We start from the raw sequence: 17,149 nt of genomic DNA, 5'->3' as shown, positions 1-17,149 counted from the left end.
TTTTTATCCTGCCGATCAATTTCTAGAAAACGTCGTTAGGTAGAGTTGGTTAAGGCTCGGCTTGCGTCTTTCTTAAATTTACATGGGCGCCATTTGTCCATTCTGTCGTCAAAAGTATATCTTTCGCCCCTAAGTCCCTATCCACTGTAAGAAGAATTCTCTCTGTAGTTCAGGTGAGTTTGTTAGGTTTTCATTTTCGTAGTCAAATATCGATACCACGTCTTTCAGTGATGGTTCTGCTCCATTTGTCAATTCATAAGCTTTTAAGCCGAGAGACATTTGTGATGATAAGCTCGAGGGGTGAACATTTAACTTTGAACCTTTACAAAAGAAAGTTACTAGAGGGTTGTCCTTGCGGATTAAGCCGAAACAGTGATAAAAATTTTTGCCCGTGTATTTTTTGGGCGATGATCCGTCCAAGCTTAGAGTTATGCTCATTTCCTCGCTGTCGCAAATCAGAACTACATTTTTGATTGCATGTTCTTTTTCTACGATAATTTTGAACTCCGAAATCATTTGTCAATTTTCCTATATGGATTCGGGATGGAGTAACCAAAGTCACGCCCATCATCAATAATTATCGTGGCGCCTAGAATATCTTCATTTTTGATAACTTTTGGAACGGCGAATTCCTGTTCTCGGGAAAATTTGTACCGGTTTCCTAATTCTTGCTTCAAATCATAACCCTCGACTCTCTTCAAAGTATAAAGAAACCCGGTTTTTGTAAAAAAGCTGGTAGCAAACTCTTTTCCCACGTCTCTAGAGGGGGAGGTGCTGATAAAGCCGCTTGGAGGAAAATCGCTATCAATGGAGTGGAGGAATAAGTCCTCGCTGTCTCCCTTGCTTTTGAATCCGTTCACAAAAACATCGGACGGGTCTCTTGAGTCTCCTCGGTACAGATATTCCTGCTTTTTCTTAGGCGCTGGTGCATCAGGCTCCCCCTCATCAACCTTAACCCCATCACTCCCCCCGGGCACCTCACACCCAGGTTTATTCGGCGGCGGGCAGTTGGAGTTCAGTCCCAACGGATCCACCCACCCCGTCGGATTCGGCACGTACTGGTACTGATTCAACCCACCGGCCAACTTGATCGGGTCCGGGGTCAGGTACCGCCCCAGCCGCGGGTCGTAATACCGGTGGCGGTTGTAATGCAGGCCGCTTTCAGCATCGAAATACTGCCCCTGAAAACGCAGCGGCTGGTTCAGGTAATCGTCGCCAGCCAGGGTCAGTGCGGCGGTTTTGCCGTAGGCGTCGTATTGCGCGGACCAGACGATGTCGCCGCCGTAGTCGGTCAGTTCCTGCGGGGTGCCGAGGTGGTCGAGTTGGTAGTAGAACGGGCAGGTTTTTTTCGGGCCTTTGCCGTCGAGCAGTGCCAGCGGGCGGAAGGTGCCGGGTTCGTAGACGTAACTGCGGTATTCGTTCTGGCTGCTTTCAGCGACGATCTGGTCGCCTTGCCAGAAAAATTCCGTGCTGGCGCCGTCGACGGTTTTGCGGATGCGGCGGCCGAAGGCGTCGTATTGGTAAGTGGCGGTTTGGCCGTCGGGGCGGGTCAGGCCGATCAGGCGGTGCTGGCTGTCGTAGCGGTATTCGGTAACGAGTGTTTGGGCTTTGCCGCGGCGTTCGCGGATCAGGTTGCCGAAGGCGTCGTAGTCGTAATGCCGGTCGCCTTGCATCAGCAGGCGGTTGCCTTTGACCTGGCTCGGGCCGGGGCGGTCCTGCATGAGCAGGTTGCCGGCCGGGTCGTGGGCGAAGGATTCCGGCAGTTCATCGCGTGAGTGGCGGACGCGGATCAGCCGGTCGAGGGCGTCGTAGCCGTAGGTGCGCTGGCCGTGGCGGCTGTCGGCGATGTGGGCGAGATTGCCGTTGGCGCTGTAGGCATAATCGCGGCGGTAGACCGAATCGCGCTGATGGCCTACGGCGTGGGCGAGCAATCGGCCCTGTTCGTCGTAGGCATATTCGCTGAGTAGCAGGCCTTGCTGGCGCTGCACTTCGCGGCCGAACTGGTAGACGTGCCGGGTCAACGGCGTGCCGTTTAGGTCGATCGCGGTCAGCGCGCCGCCTTTGGCGTAGTGATAGTCGAGCTTGCTGTTGTCCGGCAGGCGCAGGCGCTTGAGCTGACCGCAGGCGTCATAGGCGTAACGCAGGGTGCCCCAGCCCTGGTGCTCGGTGATCAGCCGATCCTGGCGGTCGTATTCAAAGGCCAGCGGGTGGTTGTTACCGTCATCGACGGCGATCAGACGGCCGAGACGGTCGTAGGAATATTCAACCTTGATGCCATCGGGAAGGGTCTTTATCAGTAGGCGGCCCGCCGCATCGCGCTTATAGGCGGTGACTAGCTGCGAGCCGTCATCACCAAACTCGGTCTTCTCCAGCAGATGCCCATTGAGGTCATAGACATACGCCGTGCGCCGCCCGTCGAAGCCGGTTTCCTGTCGGATCAATCCACTCGGCGTGTAGTCCAGCCGGTATTTTTCCCCGGACTCGTTTTCGATCTCGGTGAGCAGCAGCTGTGCATGGTCATAGCGGTACTGCACCTGCGTGCCGTCGGGGTTGATCCGCCGCGAGACCAGATGCAGGTCATCGTCGTACTCGTAACGGGTGATACGCCCGAGTTCGTCGCGTTCGGCGGTGACCTGGCCGTAGGCGCCGTAGCTGTAGGCTCGGCTGCTGCCGGTAGGAAAAGTTGTCTGGATCAGTCGGCCAACGGCGTCCCATTGCTGGCGGGTGATGGCGCCGTGTTCGTCGGCGGTGGTCGTCCGCCGCCCCAACGCGTCGTAGGAAAAGCGTCGCACACCGCCATCGGGCAGGGTTTCTTCGGTCAACTGGCCGAGCGGATTCCACACCAGCTTATGGCGGCTGCTGTCCGGGTAGCGGATCGACAGCAGTTGCCCGCGCACGTTGTAGTAGTAATGAGTGACCTGACCGTCGGGATCGACCGCTTCGGTGACATCGCCCTCGGCGTTGCGCCGGTAGGTCCACACCGCATCGCCTCGGCAACGTTTGTAGAGAAAACCGTTGCGATACTCGTAGGACGTTGGCGCGTCGTCCGGCGGAATCAGCGCGATCAGCCGTCCGACTTCGTCGTAGCGGTATTCGGTGACGGCGCCCAGCGGGTCCTGCTCGGCGATCAAGCGGCCGGCAGCGTCATAGGCCTTGAGGTGTTCGCCGCCATCCGCCTCGACCTTGCGCACCAGCCGCGCACGGTCATCGTGGACGTAGGTTTCTTCGGTGCCATCGACGTATTGCACCGCGACACTGCCGTCATCGTTCCAGACGTAGCGGGTGTCCATCTGCGAGAACGAGGCCCAGTGCCGGACACAGCGCGCCGCTTTGCCTGCGCGTTCCCATTCCCAGAAGAAGCTCGCGCCACCGGCCAGTTGACGCTGCAGGATGACGTGAGCGTCGTCGTAGTCGTAACGCTCGCTGTCGCCGACCGCGTTGGTGGCTTCGATCAGATTTTGATAAGCGTCGAAGCGGTAGCTGACCAGGGTCTGTTCGGTGTACCAGGTGCCCTCACGAAACACCTGATAATCCACGCCAACCAGCTGTGCGCGGTCATAACGCAGCGACAAAGCCCGACCGGCACCGTTTTCTAAACGGCTAATACGGTCGTGACGATCTCGGACAACACACAGGCGATTGCCATACACATCACTGATCGCCGTCAGCCGCCCGGCGCGAAAGTGATAAAAACGCGCCGCCTCGCCGGCCAGCGCCAGAATCAGCTCTTCCGGCTCATCCCCCAGAAAAATCGCCGCCCGCGACAGACTGTTGTGAATCGCCGGCCGGGTCGCATTCGGCAACGGAAACCGTGTACGACGGTTTTCATGGTCAACCCAGACAACAAACTCACCCTCAAACTCCAGCCGATGCGCCAGCGAATGGCTCCAGCCAAACCCCAGGCCGATATCGATCTCGACCGCGCTCGAGCGATACAAACGGCTGAATTCAAACGGCAGCACACCATCCAGCACCGCATCAGTCAGGGTCAGCAGTTCCTCACCGGTAACCATCGACACCGGGCAACCATTGGTGCAGGTCAGCGGCACGCAATCGGCGCTGTCGCCGTTGGGGTTTTTCGCTTGATCGGCAGCGTCGTCGTGAGGCTCGTGGCGCTCCATCCGCGTCGAGCCGCCAGTCTTGGCCCGCGTCAGCGGCGCCGGATTCGGCACCGTCAGTACCATCGAATCGGCCTGACGAATGTTCAGCGGGATGGAAGGTGTGGGTTTCAGCGCCACGTCACGCGCATGCAGCATCAACGGTTTCAACGCGTTGGCGTGCTTGTTCAGTTCCGGCGTCGTCGACGTCAGCTCCGCCAGACGCAGTGCCGAGGCCGCCAGCCATTGCCGCGCTCGTGGCGATTTGATCTTGTCCAGCACCTTGCCGCTCAAACGCAGCGACACGCCGGCACCGCCCGCCACGCGCATCAACAGAAAACTGACCAGCAGTTCGACCCGCACCTCGGCCACCACTTCGGCGAGGTACTGCGGCGGCAGCATCTTCAGCCAACTGGTAAACGCGGCCAGATGAATGAACAGCAGCGGCTCGTCGCTGAGCATCAACAGCGCGTTGGCGATGGCCTCGCTGGAAGCCGCGAGCAGTGCGTCGAGTTCGACATCGCTCAAAAAATCGAGAAGTTTTTCGCTGTTGAGCTGCAAGTCGGCGAGGAGGGCGAAGACCTGTTTGACGTCGTCCCAAACACCGTTGAGCGCATTCTCGAAACCGCGCCAGTCGGCCCGTTGCAACTGCCCATAACGCTCAAGAAAACCGGCGCTGGAAAACTCCGCCCACTGCGGCTGAAACCCCGCCCACTCGCCGCTCAGCCAGCCTTCCAATTCGGCGATAAGCCCTTCATAAGAGGCATACAGCGCCTTCACATGGGCAGTGGAAACATCGGGAAAGAAGGTGATGCGATAACGCTGGCCCCGTTCGCAGTCGGTCACTTGCAGAATGCCGCTGGGGCCGATGGTGTAGCGCAGCGGTTCGCCGAACGTCGGGACGCCATCGACTTCGCCGAGCAGCGGTTCAAGCGTCACCGGTGTATTGCCGATCGGTACAAAACGCGCGGCTTCGAACAGGTGCACCAAGGTCAAAGACCCGCTGGCCGAACACATGACCACCGATGAGCTCAGCGGCTCACGCGAGGTGATCGGCGCACTGAGGCGCACGTCGTTGCCGACGGTAAACACCTGCTCGATGTCGAGCGCGGTGCCGGTCCAGAACTGCTCGGCCCAGGCGTCGTAATTGTTCAGGCAGAGGCGGAATTCGCCGATCAGGGCTTCGAAATCCGGTTGCTCGGGATTCAGCGCGGCCACCACCAGCAAACCGATGCTGTTGTTCAGGTCCAAGAGCCGATCAGGTTCAAACATTCGCAGTCGCTCGCGCACATCAAAAAAGGTGCGAGGACTTTGCGGGTGATCAACAGAGAAAGAAGTCGGGGAAGTAGGCAGTGTCTGTAGGATGTTTCGCTAATTTTTCGCGAGTGTTTCAGCGCCTCGCGGACATTGGCCGTTGCTCAATGTCTGTCGGGCTCGCTATGCTGCTGAACCCTTTAATCCGATCCGAGCAACGGCCTGTTTGCCGGCTGGGATGTCATTGATAACGGATCCGAGATGAATGCACCGCTGAACGCGTTGGGCCCGATCAAGGCCGTGATTTTCGATATGGACGGTTTGCTGCTGGACACCGAGGGCATCTACACCGAAGTCACTTCGCTGATAGTAGGCCGCTACGGGCGCATTTTTGACTGGAGCATCAAACAGAACATCATCGGCCGTGGCGCCAGCGACCTGGCGAACTACGTGGTGCAGGCGCTGGACCTGCCGATCACCGCCGAAGAGTTTCTGCAGATCCGCGAGCCCTTGATGCGCGAGCGTTTCCCCAAGGCGCAAGCGATGCCGGGGGCAGAGGAGTTGGTCCGTCACCTCAAGGCGCACAACATTCCGATCGCCGTGGGCACCAGTTCCTCGCGTCAGTCGTTCGGCCACAAAACCACGCTGCACCGTGACTGGTTCGCGCTGTTCGATTTCATTGTCACCGCTGATGATCCGGAAGTCGGCGCAGCGAAACCGGCACCGGATATCTTCCTCACCGCCGCCCGACGTCTGGGCGTCGCGCCACAGGATTGTCTGGTCTTCGAGGATTCGCCATTCGGTGTGACCGCCGCGAAAGCCGCCGGGATGACCGCCATCGCGATCCCCGATGCCGCGATGCCCGATGAAAAGTACGCACATGCCGACGGCATTCTTCGTACCTTGAAAGGCTTCACCCCCAGCGCCTTCGGTTTGCCGATGCTGGAATGGGCCTGAACATCTGAAATAAAATCGCCGCCGCTCTATAAAAGGAGCGGCGGCGTTTTACTGTCAGCCAACTCAGTACGATCAGGCGCCGAAACCACCGTCGATGGTCAGGCTGGCACCGGTGATGTAACCGGCTTCCGGGCCTGCCAGATAAGCGACGAAACCGGCGATTTCAGCGGCGGTGCCGTAGCGACCAACGGCCATCAACGGGATCAGGCTCTCGGCGAAGTCGCCGTGCGCCGGGTTCATGTCGGTGTCGACCGGGCCCGGTTGTACGTTGTTGATGGTGATGCCGCGCGGGCCGAGGTCGCGGGCCAGACCTTTGGTCAGGCCGACCAGCGCCGATTTGCTCATGGCATACACACCGCCGCCGCCGAAGGGCATGCGGTCGGCGTTGGTGCTGCCGATGTTGATGATCCGCGCGCCTTCGCCCATGTGCTTCGCTGCTTCCTGCGAGGCGATGAACACGCTGCGCACGTTGATGGCCAGCGTCCGGTCGAAATCTTCCAGACTGAAGTCTTCCAGTGGAGCAATGGCCAGCACGCCGGCGTTGTTGACCAGAATGTCGAGGCGGCCAAAGGCTTCGACGGTGGCGCTGACGGCGTCGCGAATGGCGGCGGCATCGGCGCTGTCGGCCTTGATCGCCAAGGCTTTGCCGCCGTTGGCGGTGATGCTGTTCTGCAGTTCTTCGGCCTTGGCGGCGGAGCTGACGTAAGTAAAGGCAACGGCCGCGCCTTCAGCGGCCAGGCGGTTGACGATGGCAGCGCCGATGCCGCGCGAACCGCCTTGAATCAGAGCGACTTTGCCGCTGAGGTGTTGAGTGGTCATGTTCGATCTCCAAATGTTCAAGGCGGGATGCCTTGGTGTTGGTGCCGAGTATCGGCGTCGCATCGACCACCGTGTAGACCCTGATTGCTATAGTCTGTGTAAACCAGAAGTTTATAGTGGTGATCATGGAAACGTTCAGCAGTATCGAATGCTTCGTGCGCAGTGCCGAGGTTGGCAGCTTTGCCGAAGCCGCACGGCGCTTGAGCCTGACTCCGGCGGCAGTCGGCAAGAGCGTGGCGAAGCTGGAGGCGCGGCTCGGCGTGCGGCTGTTCCAGCGTAGTACACGCAGCCTGACGCTGACCGAGGCCGGGCAACTGTTTTTGAGCGAAGTCAGCGCCAGCCTGAACACGATCCAGAATGCTGTGGCCAACCTGGCCAGCGCCGGAGGGCAGCCGGCCGGAACGTTGAAAGTCAGCATGGGCACGGTGTTCGGGCGCCTGTATATCGTGCCACTGCTCGGTGAGTTTTTACGGCGTTTTCCGGCGATCAACCCGGACTGGCATTTCGATAATCGTCAGGTCGATCTGATCGGCCAGGGCTTCGATGCGGCAATTGGCGGTGGTTTCGAACTGCCTCAAGGCGTGGTCGCACGCAAACTGACCCCGGCTCATCGGGTGCTCGTCGCGTCGCACGACTATCTATCGGCGCACCCGGCGATCACTCAGCCGGACGACCTCAAACAGCACGACGGTATCCTGATTCGCTCGCCGCAAACCGGGCGGGTGCGTTCCTGGCAACTGACCCACCGCGACCGGCAACACAGTCCGCTGACGCTGCAGGCGCGGATGACCATGAGTGATTCCGAAGCGGCGTGTGCAACGGCAATGCAAGGGTTGGGCATTGCGTTGGTGAGCATGCCGTTTGCGGTCGGGTATCTCCAGGCGGGGACGTTACAGCGGGTGCTGCCGGACTGGTGTGTCGACGATGGCAATATTTCGATTTACTACGCCGAGCATAAATTGTTGCCGGGCAAGACCCGGGCGTTTGTCGACTTTGTGATTGAGCAGTTTGCCGAGCGGGGGTTGGCGCGGCAGTTCAGTGCCATCTGAGCATGGCTTTTGACCGAGTTGTTCCTTTCGCGAGCAGGCTCACTCCCACAGGGAATGCATTGCAAATGTAGGAGTGAGCCTGCTCGCGATGAACGATAACGCGGTCTATCGAGCAAACCGCCCCGGCCAGCCCACAATGTTCTTCGGCCGCGGCGTCGCGTAAGTCCGCACTTTCGACGTCGACAAACGCAAGCGCACCAACGCTTCGGCAATCGTCACTGCCGCCGTCACGCCATCCACCACCGGCACCCCGGTCCGCCGGCGAATCTGCTCATCGAGCCCGGCCATGCCGCCGCAACCCAGACAGATCACCTCAGCCTTATCCTGGGTCACCGCCAATTCGGCCTGATGCACGATCGCTTCCAGCGCACGCTGCGGTTCGTGTTCCAGCTCCAGCACGGCCAGGCCACTGGCCCTTACCGACGCGCAGCGGTCCCACAGACCGGACAGTTTCAGGCGATCCTCGATCAGCGGGACGGTGCGATCAAGCGTGGTTACTACCGAGTAAGCGTGGCCGAGAAACATCGCCGTACTTGCTGCCGCATCAGTGATGTCCACCACCGGCACGTTAAGCAATTCCTGCAAGCCTTCGCGGCCGTGTTCGCCGTAGCCGGCCTGAATCACCGCGTCGAACGGCTGGTCGTAGGACATTACCCGGTCCATCACGGCGATGGCGGCGAGGTAGCTTTCGAAGTTGCCTTCAATCGAATCGGCGCCAAAATGCGGGGTCAAGCCGACTATTTCCGTGCCGGGTGCTGCGACAGCCTGGGCCGAGCGGGCGATGGCTTCGGTGATGGATTCGGTGGTGTTGACGTTGACCACGAGAATACGCATGGGGACATCCTTATTGCGGGCAGTAGTGCGGCCCGGAAACCGGGCCGCGAAGGGATTAATGGCAGACGTTGTCGACGGCAATGGACTCGCCACTGACGTCGGCGTAGTGCGCTTGGCGTTTGGCGATGATCAGATAAAGCATTCCGGCGATCCCGGCGCCGATCAGCCAGGAAAACGGCGAGACGCTGTGGAAACCCGGCACCAGCGCCAGGACGATGGCGATCAGCGCCGCAGGAATGAACGCCGCCACGGCACGGAAATTGACGCCACGGCTGTAGTAATAAGCGCCATCGGCTGCTTCGCTGTAGAGCTGCGGCACGTTGATCCGGCCTTTGCGGATCAGCCAGTAGTCGACCATGATCACCCCGTACAACGGGCCGAGCAGGGCGCCCAGGCCGGAGAGGAAATACACGATCACCAGCGGGCTGTTGTAGAGATTCCACGGCAGGATCAGCACCGCGATGGTCGCGCTGATCAACCCGGCGCGGCGGAAGGTCAGGTATTTCGGCGCCAGGTTGCTCAGCACGAAGGCCGGCGCGACGAAGTTGGCCATGATGTTCACCGCCACGGTGACGATCAGGAATGCCAGGCAACCGAGCACCAGGAAGAAGGTATTGGGAATTGAGGCGATGATTTCGGTCGGACTTTCGATGATCCGCCCGTTGATCTGAAATTGCGCGCCACAGAGCAGCACGGTAATCGCGGCGAACAGCAGAATATTCACCGGCAAACCCCAGAAATTTCCCACCTTGATGGTCTTTCGGCACGGTGAAGAGCGAGCGAAATCACAAAAATTCAGAATCAACGTGCCGTAGATCGCCAGCCACAACGCGCCGCCGGCAAAAATGTTGCGCCACATCTCGGCACCGGTCAGCGGTTCACGGATCGACCAGGCGATGGTCGCGTTGGCCTGGAAGTACATCCAGGCGGCGAGGGCAGCGACGGTCAGCAGAATTACCGGACCGGCAAACGCTTCGTATCGACGCACCATCTCCATGCCATAGGCAAGAATCGCCAGTTGCACCAGCCAGATCGCCACGAAACACACCCAGCCCAGACTCGACAGGCCAAGGATCGAATTGTGATCGTATTCGGCGAAGCCGGGATGCACCGCTGTGAGCAGCACCCGGAATACCACCGACGCCAGATACGTCTGAATGCCGAACCAGGCGATCGCGATCACCGCGCGAATCAGCGCAGGAATCTGCGCGCCATGAATGCCGAAACTGATCCGGCTGATCACCGGAAACGGCACCCCGGTTTTCTGTCCCATGTAACCGGACAGGTTCATGAAGAAATACACCAGCGCCGCGCCGATCCCCAGCGACAGCAGAATCTGCCAGCCGCCCAGGCCCAGCGCGTACAGGCCGATGGCGAACGAGTAGTTGGCGATGTTGTGCACGTCATTCGTCCACAGCGCGAAGATGCTGTATTTGCCCCAGCGCCGGCCTTCGACCTTGGTCGGCGCCAGGTCGCTGTTGTGCAGACGCGGACTCAGTTGCAGCGGCTCGCCCTGTCCGCTGTCGGGCAACGGCTGATCAAGCGTGGAGGAGGGCAGATTCAGCGCGATGTTATTGGAGAGACTTGTACGCATTCCGGCAGGCTCCTGATGTTCAGGCCGCGATGACTGTGCATGAGCCGGCGGGCTCGACATATCTTCGTCGCGACAGTGACAACATCACTGGTTACGGGGCATCTGCAGCCTGTACGGGATAGGGCGCTTCAGGCTTGCGGATCGAAAGTGGATTCATGTTTTGCAGTTTTGTATACAAAACATGCATGCACTAAAGCGAGATCTGTGCCAGTTGCGGATCTATATGAAGCGGTGCTGATTTCGAAAAGTTATCGACGGACGATAAGTGGCTGAAAACCGGTCGGTAAAAACTGACCGATTGCACAGGTAATTATTTTTTATCGAGGATTTTGCGCTGATCAGTGAAGGCGGGGATTGGAGTGGGGATGTAACTTTTCAGGGCGTGAAAGCGAAAAGTGCACACATAAATGGCACCGATGGTGACATTTGTGTGTACACATTTATTGGCGGCCGGCACATATCAGTGTGGGAGCGAGCCTGCTCGCGAATGCGGTGGAACAGCAAACAATATGTTGACTGAAACTACGCTTTCGCGAGCAGGCTCGCTCCCACAGGGGATTCATTTCAACAGGCGATCACGCCTTGCTCTTGCTGATGATATTCCCCGCATGCAACCCGCACTCTTTCTGCGTCGCTTCCTCCCACCACCAACGGCCTTCGCGCTCGTGCTGGTTGGGCAGGACCGGGCGGGTGCAGGGTTCGCAGCCGATGCTGATGAAGCCGCGTTCGTGCAGGCTGTTGTAGGGCAGTTCGAGCATGCGGATGTAGCCCCAGATTTCTTCGCTGGTCATTTGCGCCAGCGGGTTGAACTTGTACAAGGTGCGCTCCGGGGTGGAGAACGCGGTGTCGATTTCCAGTACCGCCACGGCACTGCGGGTGCCCGGGCTCTGGTCGCGGCGCTGGCCGGTAGCCCAGGCCTTGACGCTGGCAAGTTTGCGCCGCAGCGGTTCGATTTTGCGAATGCCGCAGCATTCGCCGTGGCCGTCGCGGTAGAAACTGAACAGGCCTTTTTCCTTCACGAACGGTTCAAGTTTCGCGTGGTCCGGCGAGACGATTTCGATGTCGATCTTGTAGTGCTCGCGCACTTGCTCAATGAAACGGTAGGTTTGCGGGTGCAGGCGGCCGGTATCCAGACTGAATACCTTGACGTTCTTGTTGAGCTTCCAGGCCATGTCCACCAGCACCACATCCTCGGCGCCGCTGAAAGATATCCACAGTTCATCACCGAACTCGGCAAAGGCGAGTTTGAGAATGTCTTGCGCGGATTTGTTGGCATAGGTCGTGGCGAGTTCCACGACGTCGAACGTTGGGCTCATCAGGGCGGCTTCCTACAGGTCGGTGGCGCTGGGCGCTCTATATGGCGCCGATGGTAACAAAAACCACCAGGGCTCGGGGCGTGCTGTGCGTTGCGCGCCGACAGTCGAGTCGCTAGAGTTCGGCCTCGCTCGACTCGATAATCACTACAAACGGGAGTGTCTTGTGGAAATTGCTTGCCTGGATCTTGAAGGGGTACTGGTACCGGAAATCTGGATCGCGTTCGCTGAGAAAACCGGCATCGACTCGCTCAAGGCCACCACCCGGGACATTCCCGACTACGACGTGCTGATGAAGCAGCGTCTGCGCATCCTCGATGAGCACGGCCTGAAACTGTCGGACATCCAGGAAGTGATCGCCACGCTCAAGCCGCTGGACGGCGCGGTTGAGTTCGTCGACTGGCTGCGCGAGCGCTTTCAGGTGGTGATTCTGTCGGACACGTTTTATGAATTTTCCCAGCCGTTGATGCGCCAGCTGGGTTTCCCGACGCTGCTTTGCCATCGTCTGATTGCTGACGAAACCGGGCGCGTGACCGGCTATCAGTTGCGTCAGAAGGATCCCAAGCGCCAGTCGGTGCTGGCATTCAAGAGCCTGTATTACCGGGTGATTGCGGCGGGGGATTCGTACAACGACACGAGCATGCTGGGCGAGGCGGACGCCGGGATTCTGTTTCATGCGCCGGAGAATGTGATCCGCGAATTTCCGCAGTTTCCGGCGGTGCATACATTTGCCGAGCTGAAGCAGGAATTTCTCAAGGCCTCTAACAGAGAGTTAAGCTTGTAGTCGTCTGGGAAAGCGCTTTCGCGAGCAGGCTCGCTCCCACGGGGAAATGCATTCCAAATGTGGGAGCGAGCCTGCTCGCGATGCTTTTAAAGGTTCAGCAGGGTATCGAGGAGGATACGGACTTTGGTGATCGACTCCTGATACTCCGCCTGCCACTCCGAATCCGCGACGATCCCGCCACCGCCCCAGCAGCACACCTGCCCATCCTTGACCAACAGACTGCGAATGGCAATGGAGCTGTCCATCTCGCCGCGCACGTCCAGATACAGCAATGACCCGCAATACAGGCCGCGCCGCGTCGGCTCCAGTTCGTCGATGATCTGCATCGCACGAATCTTCGGTGCGCCAGTGATCGAACCGCCGGGGAAGCTACCGGCGATCAGATCCAGTGTGTCGCGATCCTCTGCCAGTTCTCCGGTCACGCTGCTGACCAGATGATGCACATTCGGATAGCTTTCCAGGCTGAACAACTCCGGCACTCGCACCGAGCCGATGCGACAGGTGCGGCCGAGATCGTTGCGCAACAGGTCGACGATCATCAGGTTTTCCGCACGATCCTTGGGGCTGGCCAGCAGTTCGGCGGCGTTTGCGGCGTCTTCGGCAGGCGTCAGACCGCGAGGGCGAGTGCCTTTGATCGGGCGGGTTTCGACCTGGCGCTGGCTGACTTTGACGAAACGTTCCGGTGACAGGCTCAGCACCGCGCCGCCGTCGGCCAGGCTCTGGAAACCGGAAAATGGTGTCGGGCAAGCTTCGCGCAATTTGCAGTAAGCCAGCCATGGATCGCCCTGGCACGATGCGCGGAAGCGCTGGGCGAAGTTGACCTGATAGCAATCGCCGGCCTGGATGTACTGCTGGATGCGCTCGAACGCCTGACGGTAATCGTCGGCCGAGAGGTCGGCGGCCATTGGCTGGTTGAGTTTGAACGGGGTCAGCGCGCTCACCACCGGCTGGGTGAACAACTCGATCAGGCGCTGCCGTTCACTGTCAGCAAGCGATGGATGAAAGACCAATTGGCTGGTTTGGGTCTGGTGATCGCTGATCAGCGCCCAGTCGTACAAGCCAAATCGCGCATCCGGCAGTTGCAGGTCATCCTGGGCCTGGCTCGGCAAGTTTTCCAGATGGCGGCCGAAGTCGTAGCTCAGGTAACCGATCAGGCCGCCGGCGAATGGCAGCTCGCAACCCGCTGGCAACTCAGCTTCGCCCAAACGGACAAGGTTATCGCGCAGGCGCTGCAGAAAATGCGCACCGCTTTCATCCGGCAATACCGCCAATTGTTCCAGCGGCCACGCGCTGAGCAGGTCGAAGCGACCCCGTTCGGCACTTGGCCGACCACTGTCGAGCAGCACGGCGCCGGGCGCGTTGCGGATGGCCGCGAAGTAGTCGGCGGGATTGGCGCGATAGGGCAGCGGGTGTACGGAGCAGGTCAACATGGGCGGGGCAGATCGGCCGTGGAGGCGGGGTGGGGATTGTAGTCCTCTGCGCTGCCAGATCAAAGTCAAAAGCCACCCCCTCACCCCAGCCCTCTCCCCCAAGGGGGCGAGGGGGAAAGGGCGCCGATCTTCATATTTTTCAAAGCCTGAGTTCGACTGGATATTTCAGGTCAGCTTATCGCTCGCATCCACCACGGTCAGTCCCCTCTCCCTCCGGGAGGGGGCGAGGGGAAAGGGAGCCGATCTCCATGTTTTTCAAAGCCTGAGTTCGACTGGATATTTCAGGTCAGCTTATCGCTCGCATCCACCACGGTCAGTCCCCTCTCCCTCCGGGAGGGGGCGAGGGGAAAGGGAGCCGATCTTCATGTTTTTCAAAGCCTGAGTTCGACTGGATATTTCAGGCCAGCTTATCGCTCCCATCCACCAAGGTCAGTCCCCTCTCCCTCCGGGAGAGGGCTAGGGTGAGGGGCTTTTGCTCCTGGCTTTTAGGCTTGTCAGCCCTCGACCGCCGGAATATGCCCGAACATCTCCTGGGTAAACGCCACCCGTTCTTCAACCGACTCCGTCACGCCGCGCGCCTTCAGCTCTTCCAGCCGCGCTTCCACGGCATGGGTACGCAAGGTCAGCCCGCAATCATTGGCGATCTGGATGTTCAGCCCCGGCCGCGCATTCAGCTCGAGAATCAGCGGGCCTTTCTCCTGATCAAGCACCATGTCCACGCCGATATAACCCAGCCCGCACAACTCGTAGCAGCCGGCGGCGAGTTTCATGAAACCGTCCCAGTAGGGCAGTTGCACGCCGTCCACCGCGTTGGTGGTGTCGGGGTGTTTGGTGATGATGTTGTTCAGCCAGGTGCCGCGCAGGGTCAGGCCGGTCGCCAGATCGACCCCGACGCCGATCGCGCCCTGGTGCAGGTTGGCCTTGCCGCCGGACTGGCGGGTCGGCAGGCGCAGCATGGCCATCACCGGGTAGCCCATCAGCACGATGATGCGAATGTCAGGCACGCCTTCATAGCTGATGCTTTTGAAGATCTGGTCCGGCGTGACGCGGTATTCGATCAGCGCGCGGTCACGGTGGCCGCCCAGCGAATACAGACCGGTGAGGATGCTCGAGATGTGGTGCTCGAGCTCTTCGTGGGCGAGGATTTTGCCCGACACCGTGCGATAACGACCCTCGAAGCGGTCGGCGATGACGATGATGCCGTCGCCACCCGCGCCCTGGGCCGGTTTGATCACGAAGTCGCTGCGCCCGCCGATGATCTCGTCGAGCTTGTCGATTTCCTTCTCGGTGGAGATCACCCCGTACAGTTCCGGCACATGGATGCCGGCGGCGATGGCGCGCTCCTTGGTGAGGATCTTGTCGTCGACGATCGGGTAGAGGCTGCGCTTGTTGTATTTGAGCACGTAATCGGCATTACGCCGATTGATGCCCATGATGCCGCGCGCCTCCAGGGCCTTCCAGGTCTTCCAGAAACCGAACATCAGGCGTCAGCCTTCTTCAGGAAAGCCTTGAAACGCACCAGCTCGGTCAGGCGGTAGCCGCGATAGCGACCCATCGCCAGCATGAAGCCGACCAGAATCAGCAGGATCGCCGGGAACGTGAACACGAAGTACACCAGCTCCGGCACGGTCATGATCAGGTGCGCCAGGGAGGCTGCGAACAGCGTGCCGATCGCCACTTTCAGCGCATGGTTGGCACCGCGTTCTTCCCAGGTGATCGACAGGCGTTCGATGGTCATGGTCAGAATCACCATCGGGAACAGCGCCACCGACAGACCGCGTTCCAGACCCAGTTTATGGCTGAACAGACTGATCGCCGCGATCAACACCACGACAAACGTCAGCACCACCGACAGGCGCGGCAGCATTTGCAGCTTCAGGTGTTCCAGATACGAACGCAGCGACAGCCCTAGCGCGGTAATCACCGTGAACAGCAGGATACCGAAGCCCAGTTGCGTTTCGCGGAAGGCGAGGGCGATCAGTACCGGCGTAAACGTGCCGAGGGTCTGCAGGCCGATCAGGTTGCGCAGGATCAGGATCACCAGCACGCCGATCGGGATCATCACCATGATCATGAACGTCTGCTGGGTCTGCAGCGGCAAGCCGTACAGCGAGTATTCGAGGAAGTTGGCGTCGGTGTTTTCGTCGGTCAGCTTGGCCAGACGAATCGCGTTCATCTCGCTGTTGTTCAGGCTGAAGGTCACATTGGCTTTCTTGCCGCCGTCGACGGTGATCAGGTTTTCATCGCCGGTCCACCACAGCAGGCGGTCGGTCGGCAGGCCTTGCTCGCCGGTTTCCGGGTTGAAGTACAGCCAGTCGTTGCCGTTGAAGCTGCGCAGCCACAATTCAGGCATTTGCGGCTGGTCGGCGACGAGGCGGATGGTGTGGACTTTTTCCACCGGCACGTGGGCGATGGACAGCAGCAGCTCGACGATTTTGGCTTTGTGCGCGGTCGACGGGTCGCCGGCCAGCAGCAGCTTCACGTTGTCGTCATTGAGATTGTTGACGCGTTTGATCGCCTCGCCAATGAACGTTTCGACGTCGGCCGAGTGTTGGCGGATAGGCGCAAGCAGGGCTTCGGCAGCGATTTTTTCCGGGCCTTCGATGACCATGCTGTCGCGGAAGGTCGGGCCTTTGACCTTGGATTTTTCCGCGGTGTAGCGCTTGGTCAGGACCAGACGGTAATACAGGGTCTGGTTGCCCTTGGCGCGGCGGGCCGACCAGGTCACCTTGCGATTGCCGTCGACGCGGTTCACCGCCACGCCGTAGTTATTGGAGATGAAACTCTCGTTGAGGCTGACGTAATCGCGGCTCAACGGCGGCACGAACATCTGGATCTTGACCGGGTCCTTGGTGCTGGCGACGAACTCGACCTTGGCGTCGATGTTCCACAAGTCGTCGGTGGCGTCTTCGGTCACCGGGATGCCGAGCACGAAAATCTGATAGGCCGTAACCGAAACGCCCAGCAGCACCAGAATGGCGATCAGGATTTTCAGGTGGAAGGTTAGAGAACGCATGG

At 59.6% G+C, this 17,149-nt stretch carries 12 protein-coding genes; 3 read left to right on the top strand and 9 right to left on the bottom strand.

What is annotated here, in order from left to right; genetic code table 11:
• Positions 1-129 precede the first annotated feature (129 nt).
• Both V6F91_RS01175 and V6F91_RS01170 read right to left on the bottom strand, forming a co-directional pair.
• Positions 130-516, bottom strand: a complete 387-nt coding sequence (locus tag V6F91_RS01175; protein WP_332761730.1) for a hypothetical protein — start codon at positions 514-516, stop codon at positions 130-132.
• Positions 513-5,369, bottom strand: coding sequence for an RHS repeat-associated core domain-containing protein (locus V6F91_RS01170; protein ID WP_332761729.1), 4,857 nt, complete (start codon positions 5,367-5,369; stop codon positions 513-515). Before V6F91_RS01170 ends, V6F91_RS01175 begins: the two co-directional genes overlap by 4 nt.
• 243 nt (positions 5,370-5,612) lie before the next feature.
• Between V6F91_RS01170 and V6F91_RS01165 the strand changes: the two genes are divergently transcribed.
• Complete coding sequence (locus tag V6F91_RS01165; RefSeq protein ID WP_332761727.1) at positions 5,613-6,308, top strand: HAD-IA family hydrolase; 696 nt, start codon at positions 5,613-5,615, stop codon at positions 6,306-6,308.
• A 72-nt stretch (positions 6,309-6,380) separates the two neighbouring features.
• On the opposite strand, the gene V6F91_RS01160 is transcribed toward V6F91_RS01165, so the two are convergent.
• Positions 6,381-7,127, bottom strand: coding sequence for a 3-oxoacyl-ACP reductase family protein (locus V6F91_RS01160; protein WP_332761725.1), 747 nt, complete (start codon positions 7,125-7,127; stop codon positions 6,381-6,383).
• Between the two features lie 125 nt (positions 7,128-7,252).
• Here V6F91_RS01160 and V6F91_RS01155 point away from each other — a divergent pair, with 125 nt between their 5' ends.
• Complete coding sequence (locus V6F91_RS01155; protein ID WP_332761723.1) at positions 7,253-8,176, top strand: LysR family transcriptional regulator; 924 nt, start codon at positions 7,253-7,255, stop codon at positions 8,174-8,176.
• Positions 8,177-8,281: 105 nt separating this feature from the next.
• Here the strand turns inward: V6F91_RS01155 and V6F91_RS01150 are convergent, their stop codons facing one another.
• The 3 genes from V6F91_RS01150 to V6F91_RS01140 all read right to left on the bottom strand — a co-directional run bounded on the left by V6F91_RS01150 (position 8,282) and on the right by V6F91_RS01140 (position 11,920).
• Complete coding sequence (locus V6F91_RS01150; RefSeq protein WP_090282534.1) at positions 8,282-9,010, bottom strand: aspartate/glutamate racemase family protein; 729 nt, start codon at positions 9,008-9,010, stop codon at positions 8,282-8,284.
• Between the two features lie 55 nt (positions 9,011-9,065).
• Positions 9,066-10,604 (bottom strand): NCS1 family nucleobase:cation symporter-1, encoded by a 1,539-nt coding sequence (locus tag V6F91_RS01145; RefSeq protein ID WP_332761721.1) that lies wholly within the window; start codon positions 10,602-10,604, stop codon positions 9,066-9,068.
• A gap of 575 nt (positions 10,605-11,179) precedes the next feature.
• Complete coding sequence (locus V6F91_RS01140) at positions 11,180-11,920, bottom strand: phosphoadenylyl-sulfate reductase (RefSeq protein WP_332761719.1); 741 nt, start codon at positions 11,918-11,920, stop codon at positions 11,180-11,182.
• 163 nt (positions 11,921-12,083) lie between these two features.
• Here V6F91_RS01140 and thrH point away from each other — a divergent pair, with 163 nt between their 5' ends.
• Complete coding sequence (gene thrH / locus V6F91_RS01135) at positions 12,084-12,701, top strand: bifunctional phosphoserine phosphatase/homoserine phosphotransferase ThrH (protein ID WP_332761716.1); 618 nt, start codon at positions 12,084-12,086, stop codon at positions 12,699-12,701.
• A gap of 86 nt (positions 12,702-12,787) precedes the next feature.
• On the opposite strand, the gene pabB is transcribed toward thrH, so the two are convergent.
• The 3 genes from pabB to V6F91_RS01120 form a co-directional block, all read right to left on the bottom strand.
• On the bottom strand, positions 12,788-14,131 hold the full coding sequence (gene pabB, locus V6F91_RS01130) for an aminodeoxychorismate synthase component I (protein WP_332761714.1): 1,344 nt from the start codon (positions 14,129-14,131) through the stop codon (positions 12,788-12,790).
• 494 nt (positions 14,132-14,625) lie between these two features.
• Complete coding sequence (locus V6F91_RS01125; protein WP_056784132.1) at positions 14,626-15,612, bottom strand: alpha-L-glutamate ligase-like protein; 987 nt, start codon at positions 15,610-15,612, stop codon at positions 14,626-14,628.
• Positions 15,612-17,147, bottom strand: coding sequence for an inactive transglutaminase family protein (locus tag V6F91_RS01120; protein WP_332761711.1), 1,536 nt, complete (start codon positions 17,145-17,147; stop codon positions 15,612-15,614). Before V6F91_RS01120 ends, V6F91_RS01125 begins: the two co-directional genes overlap by 1 nt.
• Between the last annotated feature and the right edge of the window lie 2 nt (positions 17,148-17,149).

It is taken from the genome of Pseudomonas koreensis (genome assembly GCF_036668835.1).
Taxonomy (GTDB): Bacteria; Pseudomonadota; Gammaproteobacteria; order Pseudomonadales; family Pseudomonadaceae; genus Aquipseudomonas; species Aquipseudomonas koreensis_I.
Note: the sequence above shows the minus strand (reverse complement) of the source record. Positions and strands in the feature narration are given on the sequence as shown.

What these genes read in the sequence shown, in the direction of transcription:
- pabB (WP_332761714.1), bottom strand. Translation starts at nt 14,131, where the DNA reads ATGTTGACCTGCTCCGTACACCCGCTGCCCTATCGCGCCAATCCCGCC.
- V6F91_RS01160 (WP_332761725.1), bottom strand. Translation starts at nt 7,127, where the DNA reads ATGACCACTCAACACCTCAGCGGCAAAGTCGCTCTGATTCAAGGCGGT.
- V6F91_RS01145 (WP_332761721.1), bottom strand. Translation starts at nt 10,604, where the DNA reads ATGCGTACAAGTCTCTCCAATAACATCGCGCTGAATCTGCCCTCCTCC.
- V6F91_RS01150 (WP_090282534.1), bottom strand. Translation starts at nt 9,010, where the DNA reads ATGCGTATTCTCGTGGTCAACGTCAACACCACCGAATCCATCACCGAA.
- V6F91_RS01140 (WP_332761719.1), bottom strand. Translation starts at nt 11,920, where the DNA reads ATGAGCCCAACGTTCGACGTCGTGGAACTCGCCACGACCTATGCCAAC.
- V6F91_RS01155 (WP_332761723.1), top strand. Translation starts at nt 7,253, where the DNA reads ATGGAAACGTTCAGCAGTATCGAATGCTTCGTGCGCAGTGCCGAGGTT.
- V6F91_RS01165 (WP_332761727.1), top strand. Translation starts at nt 5,613, where the DNA reads ATGAATGCACCGCTGAACGCGTTGGGCCCGATCAAGGCCGTGATTTTC.
- V6F91_RS01120 (WP_332761711.1), bottom strand. Translation starts at nt 17,147, where the DNA reads ATGCGTTCTCTAACCTTCCACCTGAAAATCCTGATCGCCATTCTGGTG.
- V6F91_RS01170 (WP_332761729.1), bottom strand. Translation starts at nt 5,369, where the DNA reads ATGTTTGAACCTGATCGGCTCTTGGACCTGAACAACAGCATCGGTTTG.
- V6F91_RS01125 (WP_056784132.1), bottom strand. Translation starts at nt 15,612, where the DNA reads ATGTTCGGTTTCTGGAAGACCTGGAAGGCCCTGGAGGCGCGCGGCATC.
- V6F91_RS01175 (WP_332761730.1), bottom strand. Translation starts at nt 516, where the DNA reads ATGATTTCGGAGTTCAAAATTATCGTAGAAAAAGAACATGCAATCAAA.